Annotated in this window: 26 protein-coding genes and 1 pseudogene; 7 read left to right on the top strand and 20 right to left on the bottom strand. The window is 47.1% G+C overall.

What is annotated here, in order from left to right; genetic code table 11:
* Positions 1 to 258 (top strand): hypothetical protein (locus tag MiSe_RS37860; protein WP_226590304.1); only part of this gene is annotated, 258 nt, incomplete at its 5' end.
* Between the two features lies 1 nt (position 259).
* On the opposite strand, the gene MiSe_RS37865 is transcribed toward MiSe_RS37860, so the two are convergent.
* The 10 genes and pseudogenes from MiSe_RS37865 to MiSe_RS37910 form a co-directional block, all read right to left on the bottom strand.
* Complete coding sequence (locus tag MiSe_RS37865; protein WP_226590307.1) at positions 260 to 559, bottom strand: hypothetical protein; 300 nt, start codon at positions 557 to 559, stop codon at positions 260 to 262.
* A 57-nt stretch (positions 560 to 616) separates the two neighbouring features.
* Entirely contained in the window at positions 617 to 778 is a 162-nt protein-coding gene (locus MiSe_RS37870) for a hypothetical protein (protein ID WP_226590310.1), read from the bottom strand.
* Between the two features lie 21 nt (positions 779 to 799).
* Positions 800 to 1,397 (bottom strand): annotated as a pseudogene (gene lepB, locus MiSe_RS54190) (signal peptidase I).
* Between the two features lie 150 nt (positions 1,398 to 1,547).
* Complete coding sequence (locus MiSe_RS37880; protein ID WP_226590313.1) at positions 1,548 to 2,162, bottom strand: LysE family translocator; 615 nt, start codon at positions 2,160 to 2,162, stop codon at positions 1,548 to 1,550.
* Between the two features lie 170 nt (positions 2,163 to 2,332).
* Positions 2,333 to 5,269: a cation-translocating P-type ATPase gene (locus MiSe_RS37885; protein ID WP_226590316.1), complete on the bottom strand. Its 2,937-nt coding sequence runs from the start codon at positions 5,267 to 5,269 to the stop codon at positions 2,333 to 2,335.
* 347 nt (positions 5,270 to 5,616) lie between these two features.
* Positions 5,617 to 5,865: a DUF4926 domain-containing protein gene (locus MiSe_RS37890; RefSeq protein ID WP_226590320.1), complete on the bottom strand. Its 249-nt coding sequence runs from the start codon at positions 5,863 to 5,865 to the stop codon at positions 5,617 to 5,619.
* A 35-nt stretch (positions 5,866 to 5,900) separates the two neighbouring features.
* Positions 5,901 to 6,149: a DUF4926 domain-containing protein gene (locus MiSe_RS37895; RefSeq protein WP_226590323.1), complete on the bottom strand. Its 249-nt coding sequence runs from the start codon at positions 6,147 to 6,149 to the stop codon at positions 5,901 to 5,903.
* Between the two features lie 19 nt (positions 6,150 to 6,168).
* A complete protein-coding gene (locus MiSe_RS37900) occupies positions 6,169 to 6,501 on the bottom strand; it encodes a DUF6883 domain-containing protein (RefSeq protein ID WP_226590325.1) in 333 nt (110 codons plus the stop codon).
* Between the two features lie 58 nt (positions 6,502 to 6,559).
* Entirely contained in the window at positions 6,560 to 6,898 is a 339-nt protein-coding gene (locus MiSe_RS37905; RefSeq protein WP_226590330.1) for a helix-turn-helix domain-containing protein, read from the bottom strand.
* Positions 6,895 to 7,461, bottom strand: coding sequence for a hypothetical protein (locus MiSe_RS37910; protein ID WP_226590333.1), 567 nt, complete (start codon positions 7,459 to 7,461; stop codon positions 6,895 to 6,897). The genes MiSe_RS37905 and MiSe_RS37910 overlap by 4 nt, the downstream gene beginning before the upstream one ends.
* Before the next feature lie 188 nt (positions 7,462 to 7,649).
* On the opposite strand from MiSe_RS37910, the gene MiSe_RS37915 reads away from it, so the two are divergent.
* Positions 7,650 to 7,892 carry a ribbon-helix-helix protein, CopG family gene (locus MiSe_RS37915; protein WP_226590336.1) on the top strand — a complete coding sequence of 81 codons (243 nt, stop codon included), beginning with the start codon at positions 7,650 to 7,652 and terminating at the stop codon, positions 7,890 to 7,892.
* 79 nt (positions 7,893 to 7,971) lie between these two features.
* Positions 7,972 to 8,202, top strand: coding sequence for a hypothetical protein (locus tag MiSe_RS37920; RefSeq protein ID WP_226590339.1), 231 nt, complete (start codon positions 7,972 to 7,974; stop codon positions 8,200 to 8,202).
* A gap of 298 nt (positions 8,203 to 8,500) precedes the next feature.
* Here MiSe_RS37920 and MiSe_RS37925 read toward each other — a convergent pair whose 3' ends face one another.
* The 10 genes from MiSe_RS37925 to gltB all read right to left on the bottom strand — a co-directional run bounded on the left by MiSe_RS37925 (position 8,501) and on the right by gltB (position 18,660).
* Positions 8,501 to 8,695 carry a type II toxin-antitoxin system RelE family toxin gene (locus tag MiSe_RS37925; protein WP_226590341.1) on the bottom strand — a complete coding sequence of 65 codons (195 nt, stop codon included), beginning with the start codon at positions 8,693 to 8,695 and terminating at the stop codon, positions 8,501 to 8,503.
* Between the two features lie 70 nt (positions 8,696 to 8,765).
* Positions 8,766 to 8,978 (bottom strand): hypothetical protein, encoded by a 213-nt coding sequence (locus tag MiSe_RS37930; protein WP_444980609.1) that lies wholly within the window; start codon positions 8,976 to 8,978, stop codon positions 8,766 to 8,768.
* A 16-nt stretch (positions 8,979 to 8,994) separates the two neighbouring features.
* Positions 8,995 to 9,162 carry a hypothetical protein gene (locus MiSe_RS37935; protein ID WP_226590345.1) on the bottom strand — a complete coding sequence of 56 codons (168 nt, stop codon included), beginning with the start codon at positions 9,160 to 9,162 and terminating at the stop codon, positions 8,995 to 8,997.
* Positions 9,159 to 9,392: a hypothetical protein gene (locus tag MiSe_RS37940; RefSeq protein ID WP_226590346.1), complete on the bottom strand. Its 234-nt coding sequence runs from the start codon at positions 9,390 to 9,392 to the stop codon at positions 9,159 to 9,161. Before MiSe_RS37940 ends, MiSe_RS37935 begins: the two co-directional genes overlap by 4 nt.
* 69 nt (positions 9,393 to 9,461) lie before the next feature.
* Positions 9,462 to 9,827, bottom strand: coding sequence for a hypothetical protein (locus MiSe_RS37945; protein ID WP_226590349.1), 366 nt, complete (start codon positions 9,825 to 9,827; stop codon positions 9,462 to 9,464).
* Between the two features lie 10 nt (positions 9,828 to 9,837).
* Complete coding sequence (locus tag MiSe_RS37950) at positions 9,838 to 10,086, bottom strand: DUF4926 domain-containing protein (protein ID WP_226590351.1); 249 nt, start codon at positions 10,084 to 10,086, stop codon at positions 9,838 to 9,840.
* A gap of 304 nt (positions 10,087 to 10,390) precedes the next feature.
* Positions 10,391 to 11,005 carry an HNH endonuclease family protein gene (locus MiSe_RS37955; protein ID WP_226590353.1) on the bottom strand — a complete coding sequence of 205 codons (615 nt, stop codon included), beginning with the start codon at positions 11,003 to 11,005 and terminating at the stop codon, positions 10,391 to 10,393.
* Positions 11,002 to 12,942, bottom strand: a complete 1,941-nt coding sequence (locus tag MiSe_RS37960; RefSeq protein ID WP_226590356.1) for an AAA family ATPase — start codon at positions 12,940 to 12,942, stop codon at positions 11,002 to 11,004. The genes MiSe_RS37955 and MiSe_RS37960 overlap by 4 nt, the downstream gene beginning before the upstream one ends.
* Positions 12,943 to 12,949: 7 nt before the next feature.
* Positions 12,950 to 13,795: a DNA-methyltransferase gene (locus MiSe_RS37965; RefSeq protein WP_226590359.1), complete on the bottom strand. Its 846-nt coding sequence runs from the start codon at positions 13,793 to 13,795 to the stop codon at positions 12,950 to 12,952.
* Between the two features lie 278 nt (positions 13,796 to 14,073).
* The gene (gene gltB, locus MiSe_RS37970) at positions 14,074 to 18,660 is read right to left on the bottom strand and encodes a glutamate synthase large subunit (protein ID WP_226590361.1); all 4,587 of its coding nucleotides are present in this window, start codon (positions 18,658 to 18,660) and stop codon (positions 14,074 to 14,076) included.
* A gap of 265 nt (positions 18,661 to 18,925) precedes the next feature.
* Here gltB and MiSe_RS37975 point away from each other — a divergent pair, with 265 nt between their 5' ends.
* From MiSe_RS37975 to MiSe_RS37990, 4 genes are all read left to right on the top strand, one after another.
* Positions 18,926 to 19,123 (top strand): hypothetical protein, encoded by a 198-nt coding sequence (locus MiSe_RS37975; protein WP_226590364.1) that lies wholly within the window; start codon positions 18,926 to 18,928, stop codon positions 19,121 to 19,123.
* Positions 19,124 to 19,338: 215 nt separating this feature from the next.
* The gene (gene leuB, locus MiSe_RS37980) at positions 19,339 to 20,436 is read left to right on the top strand and encodes a 3-isopropylmalate dehydrogenase (protein WP_226590367.1); all 1,098 of its coding nucleotides are present in this window, start codon (positions 19,339 to 19,341) and stop codon (positions 20,434 to 20,436) included.
* Between the two features lie 324 nt (positions 20,437 to 20,760).
* On the top strand, positions 20,761 to 22,032 hold the full coding sequence (gene iscB / locus MiSe_RS37985; protein WP_226590369.1) for an RNA-guided endonuclease IscB: 1,272 nt from the start codon (positions 20,761 to 20,763) through the stop codon (positions 22,030 to 22,032).
* Positions 22,033 to 22,120: 88 nt separating this feature from the next.
* Positions 22,121 to 22,384, top strand: a complete 264-nt coding sequence (locus MiSe_RS37990; RefSeq protein WP_226590372.1) for a hypothetical protein — start codon at positions 22,121 to 22,123, stop codon at positions 22,382 to 22,384.
* The last annotated feature ends 165 nt before the right edge of the window (positions 22,385 to 22,549 follow it).

Raw genomic sequence — 22,549 nt, forward strand, 5'->3', positions numbered from 1 at the left:
CCCCGGGAGGGGGATTTAGGGGGATATCCCACCAGTAAACAAATCAGGAAAAAGACAGAAACCGGATTTATTTTGCCGCTCAAAGTCCCCCGGGAGGGGGATTTAGGGGGATATCCCACCAGTAAACAAATCAGGAAAAAGACAGAAACCGGATTTATTTTGCCGCTCAAAGTCCCCCGGGAGGGGGATTTAGGGGGATATCCCACCAGTAAACTTAATGAGAACCACTTTCATCCTAAAGGCTTGCTACAGGTTTAAATTAACGCAGTACCTCTGGTGGTGGATTGAACACACCACTGTTGTAGTCATCCCATACTTTGAAGAGTAATTCACGCCTTTCTCCAACCGTATTAAGATAGGCTTCAATTTCAAACTGTAGCAACTTTTTCATGGATGGCTGCTTGGCTAAATTTAATAATTCTCTTAGTTCTGTCTCTGAAAAATTTGCTTCCAGTTGGGCAACATATTTGGATTCAACGTATTTCCATCCAGCTTGTTGCTCCAAAAGTGCCTGCATCCATGCCATGAATTTAGCGTTTTTCGCTGTTTCTGGGGACACTGCTAGGTCAAGACTGTTACCAAGGTACAGATCGTACTTCTTGGCAATTCCAGTTTCTCACAGAATGGCTCTCGCTAATTCTTGCTTGGATTTGACCGCAGTCACCAGTGCTGAAGGCACTTGCTTCGAGAATGCTTGCTGAGAATCAGCTACACATCCGATAAGCAAGATGCAGAGCGCTAACAGAACTTTGAGAAAAATCAACTTAAATTTAACCATATGAACTCCAACAGACAAGCTTTATTTTTGCCGATAAGATGGCAAGGGTTCAATTCTGCCTGCGCGATTTGGAGGCCAATAACGAACAACCGCACGACCGATGATTTTTTCCCGTGGCACAAACCCCCAGACGTGGCTATCGGAACTGTTATTGCGATTGTCACCCAAAACTAAATAGCGATCTTGAGGCACCTTGACAAAATTCAATTCGTATTTTGCAGCTTCCTTGGTGTAATTTTCGGGCAAGACTTTTCCATTTACGAACACCTTACCGTCTTTGACTTCAACAAAGTCTCCAGGTAAACCTATTACACGTTTAATCAAATCATCGCGAAAGTTCCGTTCCTCCAGAACTTGGGGGGGGAGCAAATACTACGATGTCACCTCGTTTTGGTTGGTCAAATCGATAGCTGACTTTCTCTATAATTACGCGCTCGTTAATCTCCAAAGTTGGTTCCATCGCTCCAGTAGGATATATCAAGCGCGCTTCTGCAATATAAGCGCGAGTTCCGAGGGCGAAGACAATACTTAGAGCAATTGTTTTAACGCCCTCTATCCAAGGGCTTTCAGGTTTTTTAGAGTTGGTTTTATTCGAGGGGTGATTGTTGCGATCGCTCAGAAAATTCAAGATTTCTCCGCTCCTGAACTTAATTGAGAGCAAAGCGAGCCAAGAAAGCAGCTTACTCTACAATTATACAAACTTTTCCCCAGCGACGTAAATATAGATGTAATTCTGACCAAACCGATAAATATTAAATATCTACTACGCTCAAGCTTTTGTTATTAAAAACACTCCAACAGCAATCGTTACACAGCCAGCAGCAATATTTATTCCTTTTCCTATTTTGGAACTAATAAGCGATCTAGCTCTATCTGCCATGAATGCATAACCAAGTTTTACACCGCCTACGGTCACTATAGCAATCGCTATAATAATGATGATAGTGTCAAAATAAGATATTTTAGAAATATCAAGAAAAGCTGGAAAAAAACCAAGATAAAATAGAGTGGCTTTTTGCTCGCCCAATGTAATAAACAGTCCAGTCAAAAAACTGGACAGCAAAGAGGATTCCATAACCTCCTTTGTCTCCGCATTCTTCGATTTTGACCTGCATAGCCCTATTTCCAAAAATATAAGATAAGCGCCAGCAAGGTATTTTATCAGGAAAAATAGGCTTCCCATCGTTTCAGCAAGAAACGACAAACCCCAAATGGCTATGATGATGAAAATGATGTCGCCAAGCACTATGCCTATGGTTGTGAAAACACCATGAATAAATCCAAATGTAGCTGCTCTTGTAGAAACAGCCAATACGCTGACGCTGGGAATAGAAGCCAGAACAACCATCGCACTGAATAATGCAACAATGCTGCTAAATGTCATACTGCTTTGCATAGGCATAACAATTAGTAACGCACTCTGAAACACTCAGGACTTACGCAAAGAAACCGAGTTTCTATAACAGGACTTACGCACGGGGAGCCAAAAACCCGGTTTCTCGTATCACCTTAGTTTTTTTGCGTAAGTCCTGGATAAAAAATCGAGTCGAGCATTCATCGCCGATGGCTGCTGGCTATCTGCCGCCACTTCCTCTCTACGACGCGCTTGCGTAATTCCTCTGCACCCAACAGGAATGGAGGAAAAAGCAGTAGCATTAACCATTGCCAGCCAGCTAAAGGTGCGGTGGCAAAGATTTTTTGTAGAGGGGAAAAGTAGATCAGCGACAAGATCAACGCCCACTCAGTGGCAATCCCCAACCAGATCAGACGGTTGCTGAACCAACCCAGTTTGAAAACAGAAGTCCATTCCGAACGGCAAGCAAAAACATTGCCATCCTGACAGGCGACAATGGCTGCTAGAGTCATGGTCGTGGCTTGAGCGTAGATGGCAACGATTGTGGCATCGGCAGTACGGGCAAGAATCGCAGGAGTCACAGCTTGAAGTTGCGGTAGTCCATAACCGTAACTCCACCAAACGATGAAAAATCCTGCCATCCCTAACGCCGCCTCAATCGCTCCTAAAAAGCAGTAGGCACGCAGCAGGAGAGCGCGATCTAGAAGAGGCTTGGATTTGGCGCGGGGAGGTTGTTGCATGATGCCTCTTTCCGCACGCTCCGTTCCCAGTGCCAGAGCCGGAATCATATCGGTGCCCAAATCCACTGCTAGAATCTGCATGATTACTAGGGCAGGAGGAATCTTCAACGCTACCATTGCCAGAAACGGGACGAGTTCCGCCACGTTGGAAGCCAGGATGTAGGTCATGAATTTGCGAATGTTTTGATAGACGGTGCGCCCTTCCTCCACTGCACTGACAATTGTCGCGAAGTTGTCATCGGTCAGGACAATATCGGCGGCTTCCCGCGCTACATCGGTGCCGCTCATGCCCATCGCGATGCCGATATTGGCAGCTCGCAACGCTGGGGCATCATTCACCCCATCGCCTGTGACTGCAACCACATGACCAAGATCTTTATAAGCTTGCACCAACCGTAGCTTTTGTTCGGGTGCCATGCGGGCAAATACCAGTCCAGAACGGTATTTCAAAATTTGGCGCAGCTGGGCGTCGGAAAGATGTCCCAATCCATCGCCTGTAACTACTCGAACGCGATCGCTAACCAAACCGATGCGATGGGCGATCGCTTCTGCTGTCAATCCATAGTCGCCCGTGACCATTGTGACGCCAATTCCGGCTTGATGGCAGCGGGCGATCGCTTCCGGCACTTCCGGGCGGGGCGGATCGAACATCGCTGTCAATCCCACGAAGGTAAGATTTTGCTCCAGAGTTTGAGGTACTTGTTCCAGCAGTTCTTGTCCGCCCTGGCGCACGGCAACCCCCAAAACCCGAAATCCCTGCTGGGCTAGGTCATCATTGGCGGCAGCAACCTCAGTCCGGTCAGCCTCTGTCAGTTCCCGTACCTGTCCAGACCGCAGGATAAAGTGACAGCAGCGGAGTACTTCCAGGGGCGCTCCTTTGGTAAAGCCGAGATAGGGCAACTCATTCGCCCACAGCTCAGACTGCTGCCAATCCAACACCACGGTCATCATCCGCCGCCGGGAATCAAATGGCACTTCCCGCAGTCGAGGGCATTGCTGCTGCAATTGTTCTAACTTCAATCCTGCTTTGATCGCAGCAACCAGCAGCGCCGCTTCCGTGGGGTCGCCAATTTCCTGCCAGCGCCCCGGTCCCGTCAGGTGAATCAGGCGGGCATTAGAACAAAGGGCGGCTCCTGCTAGCAGCAGATGGACTTGCCAAGGGGCGGCTATTTCAGGGGGAATTGAGATGTTTCCCGTCGTGGGATCATAACCAGCGCCGCTAACTTCGATGTAGGGTGTGGGAGAGTTTTGAGTTGCGAGTTCTGAATTCTGGGTATCTGCTCTCTCATTCGGAATCCACAGCGATCGCACCGTCATCTCATTTTTGGTCAGCGTGCCAGTTTTATCGGTGCAGATGACTGTAGTAGCGCTCAAGGTTTCCACGGCAGAAAGACGACGCACCAGGGCATTCCGCCTTGCCATGCGTTGGACTCCCATTGCTAAGGACAGGGTAACGGTGGGCAACAGTCCTTCCGGTACCAGCGCGACGATAATGCCGATGGCAAAGATAAAGCTTTCTTTCACCTCCATGCCGACTAGAAAGGAAGTAAGCAGGAAGATAATGGTGCCCATACTCAGAGCAATCGCAGTGATAATCCGCACAATGCGGGTTACCTGGATTTCCAGCGTACTGGGTTCCCGCTTCACCGTTGTGGTCAGATGCGCCACATGCCCGAACTCAGTCTGTGCGCCGGTAGCATAGACCACCGCTATCCCGCGTCCGGAGGAAACTGTAGAACCGGCAAGCACTAGGTTCCGAATCTCAGCAGGCTTTACTTGTTCTTGGAGTGGGGTTTCACCAGGATGAAGCAAGGGCTTCCCGCCCCGCACGGGCACAGCTTGTCTAAGCTGAGCGGGTTCTGCCTGACGCGCCACGGGAAGGGATTCCCCTGTCAATACAGAAACATCCACGTAAAAACTCTCAGCAGCAACCAGACGGGCATCGGCAGAAATTCGATCGCCCTCTTCCAACTGCAACACATCTCCCCGTACCAGTTCCCGTGCTGGAATCAGTTTGAGCTGACCATCTCGATAAACTTTGACTTGGGCAGGCAAGACATTTTTCAGCGCCGCCAGTGCCCGTTCTGCCCGAAATTCCTGGGAAAAGCTGAAGATGGCATTAATCCAGATTACTGCCCAAATCGCCCAGCCCAACTCAGGCGTCCGGGAAATGAATGCCAGAATCCCAGCCGCCCACAGCAGCAATGCCATGAAGTGAGTCAACTGATCGGTGAAGCGGAGCCACAGGGGACGGTGGGCGGGTTCTGGCAGTTCGTTAGGGCCGTAACGTTCGAGTCTCAAGGCAGCTTCTTGGTCGGATAATCCTTGGGCAGAAGTGCCTAACGTCTCGTAAACGGCGTTAGCAGTCAAAGACCAGATGGTTTGATTGGTCATCATGGCAGATATGCAGAGCCTGTTGAGATATTTATAACAATATCTGGTCAGAAATTGAGGCTCTTCCGTACTGAGAGCGATAAATTTTAATAATTAACTCAAGTTGCTAGTTATAACTCTCGTGGGTTGGTAAATTGCTAATCGCAAGCTTGCTAATTGCTGATGGGAATATTTTTCGGTTCTACCAGCCATTAGCTATTAGCCATTAGCCTGTCTTGGGCCCTAAAAAGATAACTAGCAACAAGCGTTAATTAATGTGTAGGTTGGTTTGAGCGCCAGCAGCGCTTTTGCGCTTTGCATCCTTTGCGATCGCCTCCAGTTCTTACAAGGGTAATATTTAACATTACTCCTCACGCAGCAACATTACTAACAAGTCTGACTGAAGGTCTATCTGCCTTCGTCGGTGCGCGTAGAGAACTTGCAGGCAACGTGACAACTGCTACAGTGTTTCCCAACATATCAAAGAACTCAACGCTATAACCCGTTTCTAGTCCTTCAACATTATGTTGTTCTACAACCGTTCCAACATCACCGGCATAAAGTCCTTCTTCAGAAAGGTCGTTTAGTAAGATAACATCTGAGTAACGTTCGTAGTTCATGGTTGGTCGTGAATCGATAGCAGGTTTTATACTACTTATGCCGTCACCATTTCAGGTGTTGAATCAGGAGGCACTGGCTCAAAGTGCAACACCATAATCTGATTGGGACGCAAACCAATTGATTCATAAGTGCGTCCGTTGCGATCGCTAAATTCCACCTCAAATGCAGCACCACCAGCCAATACCTCAACCACCGTACCCACTTGACCCCGCCACAGATTGTATTCCGGAAGGTTAACGGTTAAAGCCACCACGTCAAGCAACTTAATTGTATTTGTCGTCATCTCTTATCGCCTCCAGTTCCTACAAAGGATAGCAAGTTGTTAATTTTGGCATATTAGAGTCATGTTCAATAATCCAGCCACTCCGAATCGTTGCCCTTCTATCTTGCCATTCTAGGGTGAAATCTAAGATGTAACGTTGTCCAAATTCATCTCTTCGCCCCAATTGATCCTCATGGGTTCTGACGACTTCGAGAAGGATTTGGCGTAACTCCTCAGCATTCTCAGCAGTCATACCTAGTATCGATAAAAAGATCCGAGCTTTGTGTTTTCCCTCATCATGTTCTGGATTAAGACAGTAGTCGCGCAGTTTCCGAATATCAACGACGGCAATTTCTGCATTTGGAATTAACATCGGATGTTACACTTGCTAATAAAGCCACCCTACTTTGAGGATGGCTGGCCAGAAAATATCAATCTGCTTTTGACATTGAGTCAGTTTTAGATTGCAAGGCTTGGCGATCGCACCGACAAAGCAAGTTCAACAGTTCGGGAGGAATCTCCTGGTAATGTTCCAGCAGAAAGTCCATTAACGCGAGATGGCGCAGATCTGTTGACTTGGGACGGCGATAGTTTCTACCCCGTTTAAACCACCGTCGAACTGTAGATGTCGAACGAGAGCAAATGAAAGCCATCTCCTCGTGAGTCACCTGCCATTTTGCATAAAACTGCTGCGGGGTCATTCCTAAAGAGCAATACCCGTAGAGGTCGATTAATGTTTGCTGTCGCGCTGTGAGAGGAAGGGGAGTCATGCTGCTTCCTCCATCCGTTCGAGGTCATCTTCCCAAGCAGTATCGGCGACTGTCTTTGCGTAACTGGGAGAAAGACAATCCAGCCAGATCAGGTAGCACCAAGTCCAGTTGCACAGATGGGGAGCAAAGCTGTAGAATCTGCCGATGGCAATCCCCCAGTCTGTCTTGTCGCCGTCGGGAATCCAGCGCAGTTTGTCGCCGTACAGCAAGCGCGGAGGATTGACAAAAGGGAATGCTTCTGGTAATGCAACCGATAGTTTTCGGCAGGCTGGGTGAAATAAGTTGGGGGAGATGTCGGTGCTACTGTGACGGATGGCGTTTAGGTAGCCTGCGAACGCGAGTGCGTGCGGTCGGCATATCGCTTTACCATCCAGGTTAGCCGTTAAATCTCGGATACTGATGGCGGCTAAGCTTTCCAGTTCCGTTTGGGTTAGATTCATCTGCGCCGCATCGAAGTCGGCGTCGGAGTAGTTTTGCAGTTGCGTGAGTAATTGGGCGATCGCAAAATCCTCTAAGGCTTGCTGATAGCCCTCCAGATAACTCGTCGGTCTATTTTTTGGCATGATGGAAGAATCTCCATGATTAATTGGAGCTAGAGCCGCGCGGATCGGGTTGGTAGCCAAGGACGCACGGCTCTTTTGTTTGAGCTGCATACCTTATGTATGCATAGGGTTATCTGAGCAGATCAAGTGTCTTTACAAGTCATAAAATAAAAGAAGACTTGAAGCTATGCATAGATAAGGTCGAGGGAATGAGTAAGCGTGGGCAGAAAAAGCAAAATCAAGCAGACAGGATGGCTTGGGGAGAAGCTAAGGAGCGATTCTCTATCATGCTGACGCCTACAGCAGCTCAAAAAATAGATGCTCGAGCAAAGGCTTTGCAGCTTTCCCGTTCTGAGTTTCTAGAGCAGGCAGCTAGAGGGATAGTCTCAATGAGCGATTCTGATTTAACTAATGAGGACAAAGAAAATTTAGCAAAGCTCTCAGAGAACTGATCGCCCTTGATCGGGAGCGGTTAATTGGTCGAGGTTTGTTAATATTTTTATAGAATATGCGTAGGAACTAAAAGCTTATATGCCGAAGGGTAAAAAACGAATGCGGGGCGAACCCGTCTACCATGATGAATTAAAGAAAAGTCTGAATCTGACAGTGACGCCAAAGGGTGCGCGGGGACTCGAAGAGATCGTGCAAGAGTTGGGGTTGGCGTCTAAAAGTGAGTTAGTGGATCGGATTGGGCGTAGGATTTTGATTGTTTCTCCTAATCCAGATGCTGAGGAATCAGCAGACAGTTCCCAATTGGGATAAAGGCGATCGCCAAAAGATTGAGGCGTGGGAACCAATACTAGACAAGTTATACCAATTTCCCTTGATGCGTGCTACAGATCAAACATGTTGGGGCGGGTTTTACCAACCACGTCGAAGAACAACTTTCAATTTCTCTAAACCCGCCCCCAAGTGTGGCGCATTCATGGGAAAACAGTGTTGGGAGGGTCAGACTGTTAGACAGGTATCGAGCGCCCTAGCAAACGCTTCAGGTGCATCGAACATGAGCCAGTGTCCAGTATCGAGTAGCGCGATCGCGGATAGTGACGGACGAAGGAGATCAGGCATTTTTGTAGATATCACCTCTACTCCCAATGGCATATACTTCAATATCACCAGAGGCTGTATCTACCGTGAAAATCATCCGAATTTTACCAACTCGGAGTCTGTAGAAACCTTCCCATTCTCCTTTCATCTGTTTAATATCAAGTTCTGTAAACGGAATGATGCTTTGTTCTTCAATAGAGATTAGCAATTGATTCAGTTTTTCTTGAACTCAACTAAGTGTGTCAGGATCGGCCTTCTCAATGAATTTGATTGCTGGTTTACGAAACTTGATTGCCATGTTTCACCCACGCAGTCATATCAACGGTTTCGTCTTCGGAGTAATCAGTAGGTGAACCAAACTCGGCTTCAAGTTCTGCTTGTTCGGCATCATCAACATAGGGCATCAGGATTTTGCAGAGTATCAATCGCTCCTCCCGCAAAACTTCCCGCATACTTTCTTTGATCAGTGCTTTTAGTTCTTGAATTTCCATTTGTTGCTCCATTGCTCTAAGCTTGATTAAGTGTATCTATTGAATGCTCCTGCTCTATGCTTAATTTTACATTTTGTATTTTTAATTGTTCCTGTGCCCAGTCTCGCAATTGCTCGTCGGGTTCGTTCGCGCCTCTGTCGCGCAGCAGTTCGAGGGTTTCGGGATTGGTGGGATAGTGGGTCACCCAACCTCTTCTAACTCAGGAATATGTTCGGCTTCATAGTTTTCGATTAAGACACCAATCACGTCCATCATCGAAGCAAGGGGATGGCTTTCATTCTCACCCACTTGATCGATCAGGCTATCTAGTAGTTTTACTAACCGCTCGTATTCTTCTTCGGTGTGAGGGACAAAAACCGTTTCAGCAACGGATGACCAAGCAGCAATTGTTTGATCGAGATTAAGGTTTTGCATTATTCTTTCCACCTCTCTTCATCGTATTCTGCGTGAGTTAATACAGCCCGAATGTAGTTTCTCAAATTGCTAATAACGTTGAAAATATTTGTACTGTTCGTTCTCGATTTGCTTGCGTAACTTTTGCAGCATTAATAGTCTATAGGTAGCTTCTTGATACTCTTCTTTAGATGGAGAACTCCCCAATTTATCCAGCATTTCATCAGTTTCTTGAACAATGGCATCGCGAAAGAAATCGCTAAGTTTCCGGCGATTCATTCCCTCAAGTTGAATGACAGCAACTTCTACAGGTTCTCCATCGACTTTCATCTGCTTTATTTCAGATTTGCCTATTCTAGAAAAATCCGAGCGAGCAAGCCAATGGTAAAAATCATCTGAAACCTCAATGACTTCAGCTTCTTCTTTATCTTGGGAGTAGAATGTAATATCTAACATTATCCTTCCTTTACGCAGCGACGTTACTAACAAGTCTTATTGAAGGTCTATCTGCTTTCGTAGGTGCGCGTAAAGAACTTCCAGGCAAAGTGACAACTGCTACAGTATTTCCCAACATATCAAAGAACTCAACGCTATAACCTGTCTCTAGTCCTTCGACGTTATGTTGTTCTACAACCGTTCCAACATCACCGGCATAAAGTCCTTCTTCAGGCAGATTTTCTAGTAATATGACATCTGAATAAAGTTCGTAATTCATAGCGATACTCTGCCAAATTTGTTAATCGGGAATTAAGGTAATCAATCGGGGAAAATCCGTACCTGTATCTATTTGCCAAACAGTCCTTATTCACATTACTCTGATTTTCCACTTTCTAATAACATTGAAAATATTTATACTGCTCTTTCTCTATTTGCTTGCGTAACCTTTGCAGCAGTAATAGTCTATATGTAGCTTCTAGATATTCTTCCTTAGATGGCGAACTCCCCAATTTATCCAACATTTCATCAGTTTCTTGAACAAAGCCACTCTATTTTGAGGATGGCTTGCAAGAAAAGGTCATTTAACTTACCGACATGATAGATGCGATTGAGTCAACAAGATTTTGGCGTTCTAGCTCATAAGCGATAAATGGTGCTGTTTCTTTCAGAAATTCAAATGGAAATTGTTTCTCACAGTAGCGCAGCAGCCAATCTTGCCTATGCTTCACGCAATCATCATCATCGTTTAGTTTTAGACGTTTAATAGTACTTTTAACTTTAGATTTAATTGATTCTTCTAACTCTGGATTTGCTTTAATAAGCAAAGAAGGGAAATCTAATATAAACCATCCAGTTTGTATTTTAAATGGATCTAAAACATCTTGAAAATCTCGCTTTCTAGAGTTCATCTTTAGACAAGATAGGCGAAAGTTAGTCCATTCATAAGCCAATTCCGGTTTTACAGATTTGGGTATAAAGTGATCTACCGTAGGGCTTCCCTCAATCCAAGGAATCCATTGAGCAGAGTAAGCACAGGTTTTGTGATAAGCATTATAGAGATCTTTCAGGGATTCTCTCCAATATTCACGATTATCCCATGTTTGGGGACGGGGAGCTTTTTTCAGGAAGGTTAACCCTTTTGATCTGACTTTACTCTCAAAGTCTGTTGGTTCAGGTTGTTGTTGAATAGGAATCACAAAGATACTCCATGCTTCCTTGCAAAGAATAGCCACCGAGACCAGAACTCGTCATCCTCAGCTAGGGATCTTCTTAGTTCCTCTGACACTTTCTGTACATCCTCTGAACTGGGATTATCTTGTTCTTGTAAGGCTTTTGCTGCCTGGATAGCTTTTTCTCCTTCAATAGAACGAGGTTGGCTTAAACCAAAAACATCTGATGTAAGCCAAGCATCAATCCGCCCTTGACGGATGAAGGGTAATTGAATCAACTCTACTTCGTTGGTAAGTAAATCACTCGTTGGAATAAGATCTAGACGGAATAACTTATCTAATTTCTCATTGAATCTAGATTCAACAGATGCCATAATCATAGGAGAGTGGGTAGCAACCATAAGTTGTACCTGTAAATTAGTTGCTAAATCTTCCCTAATATCCAATAAGGCAGATAAGATCGATCTCTGCCATTGTGGATGAAGGTGAGCTTCCAATTCATCAATTAAAATTACCATCCTTTTTTGAGGCTTTTTGCGAATTAGCTGGGATTGAATTTTATGTTCTTCCCATGCCCAGACAATTAGGTAGGCCAGTGTAATAATACGACGAACACCTGCGGAAGTATAAACTATTGGAATCCTCCCATAAGAATGCTCGATAGTTGGCATAGATCTGACATCGTATGGAATTCTGACAGGTTCTCCTGGTCTTAAAATTCCCAGATCGCTTTGTGAGGGTGGAGACAATCGTTCTAGCACTTTCTCAAGTGTACCAAAGGGAGAACTCTCTGGTCGGCTCTGCCATTGAATCCAATCTTGGAGTAATCCATTTATGAAAGTAGTTTTTCGACCTGCAATTTCAATGTCACGTCCATCCCAAACCTCATCTCTTGTAAAGACAAATGGACTTGGAGTAGAATCACTTTCTCCAAGTTCTTGAATTGCTAGATATTCTTTAGCGGGATCCCAAACTGCGAAAGATCCATCCACCTTTGCATATACTAACAAACCAGGAATAGTAGGTCGCTTCTTAGGCGGTTTCCAGCTTTGAGTTTGCCAATCGTAAGATACCCTTATACTTTCAGACTCAGAATCTCCTGAAATTTGAAATGCTATAACGGGTTCGTTTTTTCTAGAGCTTGACATAGGATATGCCTGCAACCCCGCCCATTTTCCAGTTAAAGCCCACCAAGCACAATCAAGCAAAAAAGTTTTTCCTAGTCCGTTATCTCCAGTGATTAAGGTAAGCCTTTCACCAGGATGAAAAACCAATTTTTTGGCTGGCCCTACCCCCTGAATTTCTAAGAGGCGTAGCGTTCCACCTTCTTCTGGAGTAGAGTCAGGGGGTTTACCGATGATCGCCTGTAAATCTCTTGAAGATATTTTTTCATCTTGAAACAGCTTATCTACTGCATTCTCTTCAGGTATGAAAGAATCAAAAAGTGACTCTTTCTCATGCTCTGTAATAAAAAAATCATCAAAAAAAGTGGTAACTATATCTCTAGCAGTTGCATCTGGAGACCAATTTTTATCCTTATACAACCATACTGCTACATGGAAAGTTGGAATCAAACTCTCTCTTGTTCGAGTTAAATGAGAGCGAAGTACATCAACATAATTCGATTGCCATCCCCAGATGTCAGTGTTTTTAGGATGAATAAACGCATTAGCTAAATCGCCTCTCGTTCTTGTACTCTGAGATCCTGAGCTAGCATACTTCGGGGAGAGCCAACGCTTGCTCGGATTAGACGTTTTGAAGACCTGATAATAGTATTTAGAACTTGGTTCCGGTTTAAAGTACTCATCAAGAAACTCCGTCTCTCTCGCATTAATTGGAAATTGAGTTGTATTGCCAACTGGTAAATGGGATTTTTTACACACCAGAAATGTGATCCCATAAAATGGATGAAGAGACTTGAGAGGCTCAAGAGATTCTCTAATTTGCTCTATTTTGAGAAACATAAAGCCCTCAGAGACCACGTAAGATATTAACCATGTAACCACAAAACTCAGGGTTCAAGTCTATTCCAGTAGCAGATCTTCCTGATTGCAGAGCAACTCTAAGGGTGGTTCCACCTCCAGCAAATGGATCTAAAACAATTCCATCTATTGGACATCCTATATCCAGACATCTTTGAACCAACTCATCAGGGAATGGCGCAGTGTCGATGCCATTAGTTGGTTTAGGACGTGCAGCAATTGTCCACATATCTTCTACTTCTTCCTTTTCAAGAATTGACCGATTGAAATAATAACGCCTGTTTTTAGCAAACATGAAGACGTATTCATAACTGCGTCGAGGTCTATCTTTAACAGATTCGGGCAGACAATGTTCTCGGTGCCAAATAATGGGACTGCGTAGAACCCAACCTCGTGTTGTCATTTCAATAGCGACCCGCCAAGGAACCCCAATAATTGTTTTAGGTCGCAGCCCAATTCCTAAACCACCGCTTTTATCAACTGCTCTTAAACCAAATCGACGTTTACTACTCTTTCGATCCTTTCCTTGAGATTCTCCTTTGCCTGAATAGTAGGTATCACCTAAGTTCAGGAAGAGAACACCATCGTCCTTCAGTACCCGCTTTACTTCATCCATTACGGATGAGATTGCATTGACATAGCCTTCAACAGTTGTCTCTTGTCCTATTTGTTCCTCAACCCCATAATCACGTAGCCAGTAGTATGGAGGGGATGTGATCACACAATTAAAATGATTACTTGGCAAGTCTAAAAGAACTGAGCGAGCGTTCCCTTGAAAAACGCTCCATAAAGCTCCTTTTTCTGTTAAACCACTCCATTTACCCAACCAAGGCATAAATTTCCAATTTTAGCCTAGCCTGACTATTATAGTCAAGTTTGCCTCGCAAATCACAGCGATATCATGTCCCCTTGTTTTGATATCGTAAACAATCGAACAAAAGAGACAAGGGGGAATTGGGTAAAAAACTATCGCACTTCTTGCACAAGCGATGCTAACGAATAATATATTGTACCCTCTTGGTGTAATTTACCCCAAACAGCTTTTTTTGGACTTCTCAGGAGTAATTTTGTAGGGTGCGTTAGGCATTAACCCAAACGCACCCATACTAGAAACTAACTTCCACCAATCCGCGCCACGTCGCGAGCATTTTCTTCAAATGCCGCAGCAAGTGCATCATCGCCACTCAAACCGGATGCCAATGCTTTCTTCAAGCACTCCAACACGCGCTTGTAATCGCGAGGCATCACTTTGACGAATTTCGGCACCATATCTGCCCAATTCGCCAGAACTTTAGCTGCTTTCTGGCTCTTGGTATAATCTGCGTGCTTTTGAATCATCTCGCGCACGGTATCGATATCTTCCTCGTCGAGGGTTTCGATATCTGCCATTGAGGTGTTGCACCGCGTCGCGAAGTCGCCTGCTTCATCCAGAATATAAGCGACACCGCCACTCATCCCGGCTGCAAAGTTGCGTCCGGTTGCACCCAACACAACTACCTTCCCGCCGGTCATGTATTCGCAGCCGTGGTCGCCGACGCCTTCGATAACGGTATTGACGCCGGAGTTGCGGACGCAGAAGCGTTCTCCGGCTACACCGTTGATATACGCCTCGCCACTCGTGGCGCCGTAGAAGGCAACGTTACCGATGATGATGTTTTCTTCTGGCACAAAGGTCGAACCCGCAGGCGGATAGACGATAATCTTGCCGCCGCTTAACCCTTTACCTAGATAGTCGTTGGCGTCGCCTTCGAGTTCGAGGGTGACGCCTTTGGGTACGAAGGCACCAAAACTCTGTCCGGCACTGCCTTGGAAGTGCAGGTGTACGGTATCTTCGGGTAAGCCTTGCCAGTGGCGTTTGGTGATTTCGTTGCCCAAAATTGTCCCGACGACGCGATTGGTATTTTTAATCGGCAAGGTGGCGCTGATTTTTTCGCCGTTTTCAATCGCCGGTTTGCACAAATCCAGCAAAGTGGTGATATCTAGGGATTTGTCTAAACCGTGGTCTTGCGGAATTTGACAGTAACGTCCGACACTGGCATCGACTTCGGGTTGATACAGAATCTTCGATAAATCGATTCCCTTTGCCTTCCAATGTTCTACCGCTTGTTTCGCTTCCAGAACATCGGTGCGTCCGACCATTTCGTTGATGCTGCGGAAACCGAGTTGCGCCATGATTTCGCGAACTTCACTGGCGATGAATCGCATGAAGTTGACGGTGTGCGCCGGATCTCCGGTAAAGTTTTTGCGGAGGTATGGATCTTGCGTCGCCACGCCAGCAGGACAGGTGTTGAGGTGACAGACGCGCATCATAATGCAACCCAGGGTAACTAATGGTGCGGTGGCAAAGCCGAATTCTTCTGCACCCAGCAAGGCGGCAATCACGACATCGCGTCCTGTCTTCATCTGTCCGTCTGTTTCCACGGCGATGCGACTGCGAAGGTTATTCAGTACCAATGTCTGATGCGTCTCGGCAAGTCCCAATTCCCAAGGCAATCCCGCGTGTTTAATTGAAGTTTGGGGAGAAGCACCCGTACCCCCGTCGTAGCCTGAAATTAAGACTACATCGGCATGTGCCTTCGCAACTCCCGCCGCGATCGTCCCCACGCCGACTTCAGACACCAACTTAACGCTAACCCGCGCGTTGCGATTCGCATTCTTCAAGTCGTGGATTAACTCTGCCAAATCTTCAATCGAGTAAATGTCGTGGTGCGGCGGTGGCGAAATTAAACCTACCCCCGGAGTCGAGTGACGGACTTTGGCAATCCAAGGGTATACTTTTTTACCTGGCAACTGTCCGCCTTCACCCGGTTTTGCACCTTGCGCCATCTTGATTTGCAGTTCCCGCGCCTGGGAGAGATACAAGCTGGTAACGCCGAAACGTCCGGAGGCAACTTGTTTGATCGCGCTGTTCTTCGAGTCGCCCATCTCGTTTGTCCAGGTGTAGCGTTCGGGGTCTTCGCCGCCTTCCCCGGTGTTCGATTTGCCACCGATGCGGTTCATCGCGATCGCCAATGCCTCATGCGCTTCTTTAGAAATCGACCCATAACTCATCGCCCCGGTCTTAAAGCGCTTCACAATCGCTTCTACCGGCTCAACTTCCTCGATGGGTACGGGTTCCCGTTGCTGGAATTTCAACAACCCGCGCAGGGTGTAGAACCGCTGATTCTGCTCGTTTACGAGGGCGGCGTATTGCTTGTAAGTTTCGTAACTGCCTTCGCGCACGGCTTTTTGCAGTGTGTGGATGGTTTGGGGACTAAACAAATGCGCTTCGCCTTCTTTGCGCCACTGGTATTCCCCGCCGACATCGAGGGTATGACCGTTGACTTCTCGGTCGGGGAAGGCGTGACTGTGGCGCAGAATCGCTTCGGTGGCGATCGCTTCCAATCCCACCCCTTCGATCCGCGATGCCGTCCAGGTAAAATATTGATCGATGACTGATTTGTTCAGTCCCAGTGCCTCGAAAATCTGCGCGCCGCGATAGCTTTGCAGCGTTGAGATGCCGATTTTTGACGCCACTTTTACCACGCCTTTGGTTACTGCTTTTACGTAATTCTTGCAGGCTTTATAGGTATCGATATTTACCAACGTTCCCTGTTGAATCATCGCGTCGATCGTCTCGAAGGCGAGATAGGGATTGATCGCGCCGCAACCGTAACCGATCAGGGTGGCGTAATGATGGACTTCGCGGGGTTCGCCGGATTCGAGGACGAGTCCGACGCGGGTGCGCGTACCGTTGCGGATCAGGTGGTGATGGAGTCCGGAGACGGCGAGCAAAGCGGGGATGGGAGCTTGGGTGGGGGAGATGTGGCGATCGCTCAAAATAATCAAGTTGGTGCCCGATGCGATCGCGCTATCTGCCTGGGCGCAAATCTCTTCCATCGCCCCTGCCAAACCTTCCACCCCTTTTTTGGGGTCAAACAAAATCGGCAGGGTAATCGATTTGAAATCGCCCTCAGAAATATGTTTCAACTTCGCCAATTCTTCATTGCTTAAAATCGGCGTTTTTAGCTCAATTAAATGACAACTTTGCGGCTCAGGTTTGAGCAAGTTTCGCTCAGCACCGATAGTCGTTTCTGCCGAGGTAATAATTTCTTCGCGAATCGAATCGATCGGCGGGTTCGTAACTTGGGCGAATAGTTGCTTAAAGTAATCGTAAAGCAATTTCGGACGGTCAGAAAGCACAGCCAGCGGCGTATCTGTCCCCATCGCACCGACAGCTTCAACCCCATCCCGCGCCATCGGCGTCAGCAACATCCGCAACTCTTCAAACGTATAACCAAATGCCATTTGGCGTTGCAGTAAAGATTTTGGCTCTGATACTGGCAATTCGGTTGCATCTTTGAGTTTCGCCAACTCGACCATATGTTGGTCGATCCAGTCGCGATAGGGATGTTCGGTGGCTATTTTATTCTTAATTTCCTCATCGGCAACGATGCGGCCTTCTTCCATATTTACCAGGAACATGCGCCCCGGTTGCAGACGACCTTTAAAGGCAACGCGCTCTGGTTCGATCGGCAGGACGCCCGCTTCCGATGCCATAATTACCAAGTCATCTTTAGTGACGTAGTAGCGAGAAGGACGCAAACCATTGCGATCGAGAACCGCACCCATCATCGTACCGTCGGTGAAAGCGATCGAAGCGGGGCCATCCCAGGGTTCCATCAAACACGAGTGGTATTTATAGAAAGCCTTTTTCTCATCGCTCATCGACTCGTGTCCCGTCCACGGTTCGGGAATCATCATCATTACTGCATGGGGAAGACTCCGCCCCGCCAATACCAGCAGTTCTAGGGCATTATCAAAGATTAGCGAGTCGCTGCCATCTATATTAATTACCGGCTTAATTTTCTTAATATCGTCGCCGAATAACTCCGACTCAAACAGCGACTGTCTGGCGTGCATCCAGTTGATATTACCGCGAAGGGTATTGATTTCGCCGTTGTGGGCGATGTAGCGATAGGGGTGAGAGCGTTCCCAACTGGGGAAGGTATTCGTACTAAAGCGGGAGTGTACCAGCGCCAGAGCGCTCTCCAGATCCGGATCTTGCAAGTCGGGATAATATTGCCCCACCTGCACCGGCATCAGCATACCTTTATATACAATCGTGCGGCACGAGATGCTAGCTGGATACCAATAGGGATCTGCTCCTGACGTGCGGATGGCGTTATGAGAGCGTTTGCGGATGACGTAGAGTTTCCGCTCAAAAGCCATGTCGTCAACCAGATCTGGGGAGCGCTGGATAAACACCTGCTCCATAAATGGTTCGCTGGATTTTGCCGTGTCGCCTAATGAAGAATTATCCGTCGGCACGTCGCGCCAACCGATTACTTGCTGACCTTCCTCCGCGACAATTTGGGCAAAAATCTGCCGACTTTGCTCGCGGATGGCGGGATCTGGCGAACAATAAATCATCCCAACGCCATACTGACCCGCTTCTGGTAGCGTCATATTTTCCGCCGCCGCCACCTTCTGCAAAAACTTGTGCGGCACTTGCATTAAAATGCCAGCTCCGTCTCCGGTGTTCGGTTCGCAACCGCAAGCACCCCGGTGGTCGAGGTTGAGCAGGATTGTCAGCGCCTGCTCGACGATCGCGTGCGACTTGTTTCCCTTCATGTGGACGATGAACCCGACACCGCAGGCGTCGCGTTCAAACTGTGGATCGTAGAGTCCCTGTTTTGGAGGCAGTGCGTTGCTGTTCATTTTGATGTCCTAGGAGTGCGATCTAGAGGACGGATCTAGATTTTCTAACAACAGAGACTTGTGGGTGTTGGGTCTTAAGGAAATTGTTAGACTCGATTGCAACTCGTGAGATAATATTATGTTCTGTCTTCGTAGGGACAGGGCAGGGGAAAAACTTTGAGCAATGCGATAAAACTTATTGCTGCCCTGTCCCCACCCCCCGGATTGAAAGCGGTTTTGAATTGGGTGCAATACAACATTGTAGGGACACGGCAGGGGAAAAAATGTGAGCAATGCGATAAAACTGATTGCTGCCTTGTCCCTACCCCCGTTGATGCGGCTGAAAATATACAACATTGTAGGGACACGGCATCGGAAAAACTTTCAGCAATGGGATAAAACTGATTGCTGCCTTGTCCCTACCCCCGTTGATGCGGCTGAAAATATACAACATTGTAGGGACACGGCATCGGAAAAACTGTGAGCAAGGCGATCAAACTGATTGCTGCCTTGTCCCTACCCGCCGTTGATGCGGCTCAACCACAAGTGGTTTCCAGCAATGGAATCAACCAGGGTGCGATGTGAGAAAATGAAATATTCCACCCCGCGTTCGCGCCAGCGGAAGGGAGGCATATCGCTCTCACGCATAATGGCGCTTTCTGGTTCGGGGGTGCATGTCTCGGAGGCAGTTTTTCATCAATGCAACAGCAGCAATACCGCATTACCCTTTTACCTGGCGATGGCATTGGCCCGGAAATTATCACCGTCGCGGTAGACGTGTTAAAAGCGGTCGGTCAGCAACTCAATTTAAACTTTGAATTTCAGGAAGCCCCCATCGGCGGCGCAGCTATCGATAAAACGGGCAACCCCCTCCCCGATGAAACTCTAGCAATCTGCCGCAACAGCGATGCGGTATTGCTAGCAGCGATCGGCGGTTATAAGTGGGATACTTTACCCTCTAATCAACGCCCGGAACGAGGATTGTTGGGACTGCGGGCGGGATTGGGACTGTTTGCCAACCTGCGACCCGCTAAAATATTACCCCAATTAATCAACGCCTCCACGTTAAAACGGGAAGTGGTCGAAGGCGTCGATATTATGGTGGTGCGAGAACTCACGGGTGGGATTTATTTCGGACAACCCAAGGGAATATTTGCTACCGAAACTGGGGAAAAGCGGGGCGTCAATACAATGGCGTACACCGAATCGGAAATCGATCGCATTGGCAGGGTAGCGTTTGAAACCGCGCAGAAGCGCAAAGGTCAGCTATGTTCGGTGGATAAATCCAACGTGCTGGAAGTGTCGCAATTGTGGCGCGCGCGCATCACCCAACTCGCCAGCGAATACCCCAACGTCACCCTATCCCACATGTACGTAGACAACTGCGCCATGCAACTGCTACGCTGGCCCAAACAATTTGACACCATCGTCACTGGGAACCTGTTCGGCGACATTCTCTCCGACGCCGCCGCCATGCTCACCGGCAGCATCGGCATGTTACCCTCAGCTAGTCTAGGCAGTTCCGGCCCCGGCGTTTATGAACCCGTCCACGGTTCCGCCCCAGACATCGCAGGACAAGATAAAGCCAACCCCATCGCCCAAGTACTCAGCGCCGCCATGATGCTGCGCTACGGCTTAAATCAACCCCAAGCCGCCGATAAAATTGAAACCGCCGTCCTGCAAGTATTAGACCAAGGTTATCGCACAGGCGATATCATGTCCGAAGGGATGACCTTAGTAGGTTGCCGCGCTATGGGAGATGTTCTGCTCAAAGCGCTGGAAAATCCCCAATCCTGAGTTATTAATTAGAAGAGCAGCGATTAAAAGCTGCTCTTGAATTGCTCAACTAGCAAAGGATGAATCAGTCAGCAACCCCGGTCTTTTGACACGGGGCTTCAGGCATAAGCCTTATAGCCCTAGCTGACCAGACTATCCGTTTGGGGCAAGAGTTGAAGACCTACTTCAGGATGCTTGCTAGTCCTGAACCCTAGAACCGAACGATTAAACAGGCTTAAGGGTTAAACCAGTATCGTTTGGATAGTACCGACCCTAAACAATGTCGTTCGCGCAGCGTGCCGGAGGCATTAGCAAACATTACCTGTAACAAGGATGCAGAAATGCATGAATTACGTATTTGTTTTAGATACAAATAAACAACCTCTCGATCCAATTCCTCCAGCACGAGCAAGGGAATTATTGACAAAGCAAAAAGCTGCCGTGTTTAGTATGTATCCGTTCACGATTATCCTTAAGCACGCAGTTCCAAATCCAGCACCAAAACCACTCACTATCAAGCTAGATCCCGGCTCTAAATTTACTGGGATTGCGGTTCTAGATGCAGAAAATGTCATTTGGGTTGCTCAACTGGAACATCGAGGTTGGCAAATCAAGGATTCGTTGGGGTCAAGACGCTCACTACGTCGCAGTCGTCGTAATCGCAAAACTCGATATCGCAAGTCTCGGTTTCTTAATCGCAAACGCCCCCAAGGATGGTTAGCTCCATCATTGATGCACCGTGTCCTGACGGTTGAGACTTGGGTAAAACGGCTTTGTCGATATGCGCCAATAACTCAGATAGCTATGGAGTTGGTCAAGTTTGACACCCAAAAAATGCAGAACCCTGAGATTGATGGTGTTGAGTATCAGCAAGGCGAACTTGCTGGGTACGAAGTGCGGGAATACTTGCTTGAAAAATGGGGACGCAAGTGTGCTTACTGCGACAAAGAAGGTGTCCCACTCCAAATCGAACATATTCATTCCAAAGCAAAGGGAGGTAGCAATCGAATCAGCAACCTAACCTTGTCTTGCTCCCGATGCAACACCAAGAAAGGAACCAAGTCTATAGACGAGTTCCTTAAAAAAGATGAGTCTAGGTTGGAGAAAATAAAACGTCAAGCCAAAACACCTTTGAAAGATGCAGCCGCAGTCAATGCAACTAGGTGGGCATTATTTCACACCTTGAAAAATATCTTGCCCACAACAACGGGAACAGGCGGACAAACCAAACACAACCGAATCAGACTTGATTTACCCAAGCATCACTGGGTTGATGCGGCTTGTGTTGGCGAAGTTGAGAAGTTGAATTTGTTAACACAGCAACCACTGCGGATTAAATGCACTGGTTGGGGAACTCGTCAAATGTGCGGCACTGATAGATATGGTTTCCCGATTCGGCATAGAGAACGTAAGCAAGTCCACTTTGGTTTCAAGACTGGCGATATTGCCAAGGCTGTTGTTACTTCTGGGAAAAAAGTAGGTCTATATGTTGGTCGCGTGTTATGTCGTGCTAGAGGGAGTTTTGATATTGTCACCAAATCAGGAAGAGTAGGTGACATTCATCACAGATTTTGTAAAACAATTCACAAAAAGGATGGCTATTCGTATGCTTTTTAAGATGTCTGCACGGCTTCTTAAACTGCCCGTGTCGCGTTTCCTGTTCGCTCTAAAAAGACGAAGCTCCCACGCTCCCGGAGGTTTTTAGGTGGTGCAAGCTTCAGACACATCCGCAGAAAATTGGGAAGACAACAGCGAGTTCTCCTCCTTAAGACAACTCGCTTTACTCCAAGCAGCTCAACAAATTTACCGCTCCTACTACGAGAGCAATGCCAGAATGGTAAAGCGTCCCGTTGGAGTGGTAATTAATCAAGTTACCTACCGAGGAAAGCTGATTTTTTCTCAAAAGCCCATCCTATTATTCCAAGAAATTTTTATCCCATTGAACGAGATTGAATCAGAAATATATTAGGGAAATTTCAGATTGCAGATTTGAGATTTCAGATTGTAGTTGTAGGGAACATAATTAACGTTGTTAAAATATCCCAGATCTAGGTGGCCGTGCCCCAACAGCAAAAATATCGTTGGTTGTAGGGAACATAATTAACGTTGTTAAAATATCCCAGATCTAGGTGGC

Origin of the sequence: Microseira wollei NIES-4236 (genome assembly GCF_020521235.1) — a bacterium.
GTDB lineage: Bacteria > Cyanobacteriota > Cyanobacteriia > Cyanobacteriales > Aerosakkonemataceae > Microseira > Microseira wollei.

Excerpts from the sequence above, each read along its gene's own strand:
- MiSe_RS37885 (WP_226590316.1), bottom strand. The coding sequence starts at position 5,269 with ATGATGACCAATCAAACCATCTGGTCTTTGACTGCTAACGCCGTTTAC.
- MiSe_RS37900 (WP_226590325.1), bottom strand. The coding sequence starts at position 6,501 with ATGTTAATTCCAAATGCAGAAATTGCCGTCGTTGATATTCGGAAACTG.
- MiSe_RS37870 (WP_226590310.1), bottom strand. The coding sequence starts at position 778 with ATGGTTAAATTTAAGTTGATTTTTCTCAAAGTTCTGTTAGCGCTCTGC.
- leuB (WP_226590367.1), top strand. The coding sequence starts at position 19,339 with ATGCAACAGCAGCAATACCGCATTACCCTTTTACCTGGCGATGGCATT.
- MiSe_RS37895 (WP_226590323.1), bottom strand. The coding sequence starts at position 6,149 with ATGACGACAAATACAATTAAGTTGCTTGACGTGGTGGCTTTAACCGTT.
- iscB (WP_226590369.1), top strand. The coding sequence starts at position 20,761 with ATGAATTACGTATTTGTTTTAGATACAAATAAACAACCTCTCGATCCA.
- MiSe_RS37910 (WP_226590333.1), bottom strand. The coding sequence starts at position 7,461 with ATGCCAAAAAATAGACCGACGAGTTATCTGGAGGGCTATCAGCAAGCC.
- MiSe_RS37915 (WP_226590336.1), top strand. The coding sequence starts at position 7,650 with ATGAGTAAGCGTGGGCAGAAAAAGCAAAATCAAGCAGACAGGATGGCT.
- MiSe_RS37880 (WP_226590313.1), bottom strand. The coding sequence starts at position 2,162 with ATGACATTTAGCAGCATTGTTGCATTATTCAGTGCGATGGTTGTTCTG.
- MiSe_RS37920 (WP_226590339.1), top strand. The coding sequence starts at position 7,972 with ATGCCGAAGGGTAAAAAACGAATGCGGGGCGAACCCGTCTACCATGAT.
- MiSe_RS37930 (WP_444980609.1), bottom strand. The coding sequence starts at position 8,978 with ATGGAAATTCAAGAACTAAAAGCACTGATCAAAGAAAGTATGCGGGAA.
- MiSe_RS37965 (WP_226590359.1), bottom strand. The coding sequence starts at position 13,795 with ATGCCTTGGTTGGGTAAATGGAGTGGTTTAACAGAAAAAGGAGCTTTA.
- MiSe_RS37945 (WP_226590349.1), bottom strand. The coding sequence starts at position 9,827 with ATGTTAGATATTACATTCTACTCCCAAGATAAAGAAGAAGCTGAAGTC.
- MiSe_RS37890 (WP_226590320.1), bottom strand. The coding sequence starts at position 5,865 with ATGAACTACGAACGTTACTCAGATGTTATCTTACTAAACGACCTTTCT.
- MiSe_RS37960 (WP_226590356.1), bottom strand. The coding sequence starts at position 12,942 with ATGTTTCTCAAAATAGAGCAAATTAGAGAATCTCTTGAGCCTCTCAAG.
- MiSe_RS37905 (WP_226590330.1), bottom strand. The coding sequence starts at position 6,898 with ATGACTCCCCTTCCTCTCACAGCGCGACAGCAAACATTAATCGACCTC.
- MiSe_RS37950 (WP_226590351.1), bottom strand. The coding sequence starts at position 10,086 with ATGAATTACGAACTTTATTCAGATGTCATATTACTAGAAAATCTGCCT.
- gltB (WP_226590361.1), bottom strand. The coding sequence starts at position 18,660 with ATGAACAGCAACGCACTGCCTCCAAAACAGGGACTCTACGATCCACAG.
- MiSe_RS37940 (WP_226590346.1), bottom strand. The coding sequence starts at position 9,392 with ATGCAAAACCTTAATCTCGATCAAACAATTGCTGCTTGGTCATCCGTT.